We start from the raw sequence: 4,808 nt of genomic DNA, 5'->3' as shown, positions 1-4,808 counted from the left end.
AGGGCGCTGCCCGGCAGGGTCCGCGCCCGCCCCCGGGCCAGCCGCCCCTGCGCCTCCCGCCACCGGGCGAACGCCTCCGCGCCCAGCGGGAACGACCGCAACTGGACGCCGCCCCAGACCTCCTCGCCGGTGATCTGGCCCTCCACGGTCGCGCCGAGCCCCAGCGGCACCGCCACGAACTGGCGGACCGTGCCGGAGCCGGAGTTGATGCCGTCGAGCCAGGGCTGGCGGGGGAGCACCAGGTAGTTCTGCGGGTCACGGGTCAGCCGCTCGCTCCACGGCTCGCCCGAGACCGCGCACACCTTGCCGACGCCGACCTGGAGGGCGGCCGGGCGGGTCGTCCCCGCGAAGCTCAGCCACATCGCCTCGCGCAGGTACACCGGCAGCAGCACCCCGCCCCGCGCCCGCCACGCCTCGGGGACCGTGTCGGGGAAGTCCGCGACCCGGCGCACCGGGAACTCGCCGAGCCCCGGCGGCAGCGGGTGCGTGCCCGACTCGGGCAGCCGCAGCGTCCGCATGAAGCGCACGGCCACCCCGCCCGGCAGCCGCAGCGTGTTCCCCTCGATCCGCACGGCCTCGTCGGTCATCGGCCCGCCCCCTCGTCCCGTACCGGTGCCGAGGACGCCTGCCGCCCCCGGTGTCCACCTCAGTGTGAACGCCTGGCCAGGGCGCGGAGGTTCCGGCGCAGGGCGCGGACCGCGCCGGAGGCCCGCAGGCCCTCCCGCAGCCGCTCCAGACGGGGCAGGCGGGCGCGCTGCTCGCGCGAGACCCGGTCCAGTTCCTCGAAGAGGCGGCGGGTGCGGTGCTCGGTGTCCAGCTCGTCGATGATGCGGTCGACCTCGGTCAGCGCCGCGCCGTGCAGCTGCCACTGGCGTTCGTCGCGCCTGACCTCCTCCAGGAGGAGCTGGGCGAGCTTGTCCCGGGTGGCCGTCGCCGTCTCCAGACCCGACGCGAGCCGCGCCTCGGCCGACTGCGCGTTGCGGCTGACGTCGCTGGTGACCAGCACGGCGAAGCTGACCACGGCGTCCGCGACCTCGCCGAGCAGCTGTTCGACGACGGCGCCGGTGCCGGGCGCGAAGAGGGGCTCGGGGTCGCGCTGCTTGGCGAGGTCGGTGAAGGTCCGCGCCAGCACCCGCAGCACCACCGTGCAGATCTCCAGGGTGTCGAGCCCGGTGCGCAGCACCACCCGGTGCAGCAGCCCCTCACGGACCCGCGGGTTGAGCCGGAGGCTGTCCTCGGCCTGCCGCAGCGCCGCGTCCACCTCCACGATGTCGTGGTCGAGACGGCGCGCCTCGTACAGTCGTTCGGTGGCGCGTTCGACGGGAGTGCGGCCCGCCGCCTCCTCGCCCATCCTGAGCATCAGCAGCCGCACCCGCCGGGCCAGCCCCTCGATGGACTCGCCCGCCTCGTCCACCCAGACCGGGGGAGCGAGCAGGAGGTTGCAGGCCATGCCGACGACCGCGCCGATCAGGGTCTCCACCACCCGGTCCCAGGCGGTGTCGCCGACCGCGGTGACCCCGAGGACGAGCATCGCGCTGATCGCCACCTCGGGCACGTACTCGTGCACCCGCACCAGGTGGCCGACGCCCAGCGACGCCACGATCAGCAGCGCCAGGCTCCACCAGGTCAGACCGACCAGCAGACTGAACCCGATGGCCACCAGCACGCCCGCGACCACGGCGTTCACCCGGCGGATGCCGTTGGTCAGGGTGGCGTAGAGGGTGACCTGCACGACCAGCAGCGCGGTGAGGGGCGCGGTGAGCGGCGCCGCCTCGGAGCTGATCCGCAGCGCGACGACGTACGCGACAGTCGCCGCGACGGCCGACCGCAGCGTCTGGACGACCACCGGGTCCCGGTGGCGGCGGAGCAGGCCCCGGAGGGCCGCCGTCCCCTCACGTAGATCGCGCATCCTCCGGCTGTTCCCCGTCGGCGCCCGGCTCGAACACGATCACGGCCGGAGAACGCCCTGACGGGCTGTCCTGGCCCCGGCGTCAGCCGCGCACCCGGTCGAGGAAGGCGAAGAGGTTGCCCGTGGTGCGGGCGATCCGTTCGTCCACCGTGAGGCTCTCCTCCATGCGCAGCACGCTGTCCGGGACCTTGCGCCCGCGCGCGTAGAGCGAACAGGCCAGGTCCGTGCACATGTACACGCCGACGGAGTTGCCCTCGCGCCCCGCCGGGCCCGCCTTGCGCGCGGTCATCAGGGAGACCCCGCCGCCCGGGTGGGTGGTGACGCACAGGGAGCACATGCTGCGGTGCAGGAACCCGCGCTGGGACGCCGGGTAGCGCAGCGTGACGCCGACGGCGGCGCCGTCCCGCTCGGCGACCAGGTAGCTGCGGTCCGGGGCGCCGGGATCGCGCCAGCCCAGGAAGTCCAGGTCGTCCCAGGGCCGCTGGTCGAGGTCGCGGGGGACCGCGAGACGCCGGGCCTCGCCCTTCGAGCAGTTCACGAAGGAGGCGCGGATCTCCTGCTCGGTCAGCGATTTCATTAGGGAGAATCCTGAAGAATGACGTCTTGAGCCTAGGGGTCCTAGGTTTTGGGCATGTTCAGGGTAGTCGGCGGCGCCTCGACGACGCCAATGGTTTTCCCGGCCGCGGGAGGCGGGCACCGGCTACGCCCGGGGCGGCCAGACCCCCGGGGTCAGCACACCGAGCGCGTACGCGCGGGCGACCAGCTCGGTGCGGTTCGCGGCGCCCCAGCGCGCCGTCAGCCGCCGCAGGTGGTAGGTGACGCCGTCCGCCGTCAGACCGGTCTCGCGCGCCGCCCGCGCGGTCGTCGCGCCCCCGGCCAGCAGCGCCAGGATCCGCGCCTCCGTCGGCGACACCCGCTCGACGGGCGGGGCGGCGGACGGCTCGGGCCCGCCGCCCACCCGCAGCATCACCAGCAGCGCGGGCGTCTCCTCGACGGTGTCGCTGACCGGGTCGGCCGTCAGCTCGCCGTACCGCTCGCTCCCGTCGGGGCCCGGCCAGCACACCGACACCTGGTAGCGCGAGCGGTGCCGCAGCCGCAGCGCCTGCGCGATCCGCTCCACCTGGGTGGCCCGCTGCGGCCGGAACAGCTCCAGCACGTCCCGGCCGCGCAACCGGCCGGGCGTGGTCCCGCACTCCGCCGCCATCGCCGGATTGGCCAGCAGCACGTCGCCGTACACGTCGCACACCGCGACCGGCGTCACCACCCGGTCGAAGAGGACCAGCGCGCGGTTGCGCCACACCACCGCGTCCCCGCCCTGCCGCCTGAGATCCACGCCCGCCTCCTGCCACGTCGGCGCCCGGGACACAAGGGCGCCCCGCCCGCGACCACTACACAATCATGTAGTCACCGCGTCCGGCGGCCCGGGACCCGTCGACCACGCTGGAGGGGCAGGACTCCCGCACCGTGAAAGGCAGTTGTCGCGCCATGCCCCCCACCGCGCCGCACCCCGACACCCTCGCCGCCGTCCCCGTCGCCGACATCAGCGCGACCGGGCCGGGACCCGCCCCCATCCAGCAGCTCATGGGCCTGATGCGCGAGCACGGCCCGGTGCTGGTGCGCCGACTCCACGGCCGCGACGCCCTGTTCGTCGCCGATCTCGACCTGGTCACCGACCTCGCCGACGAGACCCGGTTCGCCAAGCACGTCGGGCCCGCCCTGGAGAACGTCCGCGAGTTCACCGCCGACGGCCTCTTCACCGCCCGCAACGACGAACCCAACTGGGCCAAGGCGCACGACATCCTGATGCCCGCGTTCGCCCTCGGCTCGATGCGCACCTACCACCCCGTGATGCTGGAGGTCTCCCGCCGCCTCATCACCGCCTGGGACCGCGCCGCCCGCGCCGGACGGCCCGTCGACGTCGCCGACGACATGACCCGGATGACCCTCGACACCATCGGACTCGCCGGATTCGGCTACGACTTCGCCTCCTTCGAGCGCTCCGAACCCCACCCGTTCGTCGCGTCCATGGTCCGCTGCCTGGAGTGGAGCATGCACCGGCTCGCCCGCACCCCGGGCACCGACCACTCGGCGGCCGACGAGGCCTTCCGCGCCGACGCCGACCACCTCGCCCGGGTCGTCGACGACGTCGTGGCCGCCCGCGCGGGCACCGACCAGAGCGGCACCGACGACCTCCTCGGCCTGATGCTCGGCGCCACCCACCCCGCCGACGGCACCACCCTGGACGCCGCCAACATCCGCAACCAGGTCATCACCTTCCTGATCGCGGGACACGAGACGACGTCGGGCGCCATGTCCTTCGCCCTCCACCACCTCGTCAAGGACCCCACCGCGCTGCGCCTGGTCCAGCGCGAGGTCGACGCCCTCTGGGGCGCCACCGCCGACCCCGAACCGACCTACGACGAGGTCGGCAGGCTCACCTACACCCGGCAGGTGCTCAACGAGGCGCTGCGGCTGTGGCCGACGGCCGCCGCCTTCGGCCGGCACGCCCTCACCGACACCCTGCTCGGCGGCCGCGTCCCGCTGCGCGCCGGACAGGCCGTCACCGTCCTCACCCCGATGCTGCACCGCCAGCCCGTCTGGGGCGACAACCCCGGCCTCTTCGACCCCGACCGCTTCACCGCCGAGGCCGAGGCGAACCGCCCGGTGCACGCCTTCAAGCCCTTCGGCACCGGCGAACGCGCCTGCATCGGACGGCAGTTCGCCCTGCACGAGGCGACGATGCTGCTGGCCATGCTCGTCCACCGCTACCGCCTCGGAGACCACGCCGACTACCGCCTCGAGGTCAAGGAGACCCTCACCCTCAAGCCCGAGGGCTTCACCCTCCTCCTCACCCCGCGCACCCCGGCCGACCGCACCCGCCCGGCGCGGACCGCCCCCG

General features: G+C 74.3%; 4 protein-coding genes and 1 pseudogene. 1 reads left to right on the top strand and 4 read right to left on the bottom strand.

Annotated features, from left to right (window positions below):
* The 4 genes and pseudogenes from GA0115242_RS18515 to GA0115242_RS18500 form a co-directional block, all read right to left on the bottom strand.
* Positions 1 to 587 (bottom strand): annotated as a pseudogene (locus tag GA0115242_RS18515) (hypothetical protein); the annotation flags it as partial.
* A 59-nt stretch (positions 588 to 646) separates the two neighbouring features.
* A complete protein-coding gene (locus GA0115242_RS18510) occupies positions 647 to 1,909 on the bottom strand; it encodes an FUSC family protein (protein WP_093829848.1) in 1,263 nt (420 codons plus the stop codon).
* A gap of 82 nt (positions 1,910 to 1,991) precedes the next feature.
* Complete coding sequence (locus tag GA0115242_RS18505; protein ID WP_093829846.1) at positions 1,992 to 2,486, bottom strand: FBP domain-containing protein; 495 nt, start codon at positions 2,484 to 2,486, stop codon at positions 1,992 to 1,994.
* Between the two features lie 123 nt (positions 2,487 to 2,609).
* Positions 2,610 to 3,242, bottom strand: a complete 633-nt coding sequence (locus GA0115242_RS18500) for a PAS domain-containing protein (protein ID WP_093829844.1) — start codon at positions 3,240 to 3,242, stop codon at positions 2,610 to 2,612.
* 152 nt (positions 3,243 to 3,394) lie between these two features.
* On the opposite strand from GA0115242_RS18500, the gene GA0115242_RS18495 reads away from it, so the two are divergent.
* On the top strand, positions 3,395 to 4,808 hold a 1,414-nt coding region (locus GA0115242_RS18495; protein ID WP_141721635.1), incomplete at its 3' end, for a cytochrome P450.

This window comes from Streptomyces sp. SolWspMP-5a-2, assembly GCF_900091845.1.
GTDB lineage: Bacteria > Actinomycetota > Actinomycetes > Streptomycetales > Streptomycetaceae > Streptomyces > Streptomyces doudnae.
Note: the sequence above shows the minus strand (reverse complement) of the source record. Positions and strands in the feature narration are given on the sequence as shown.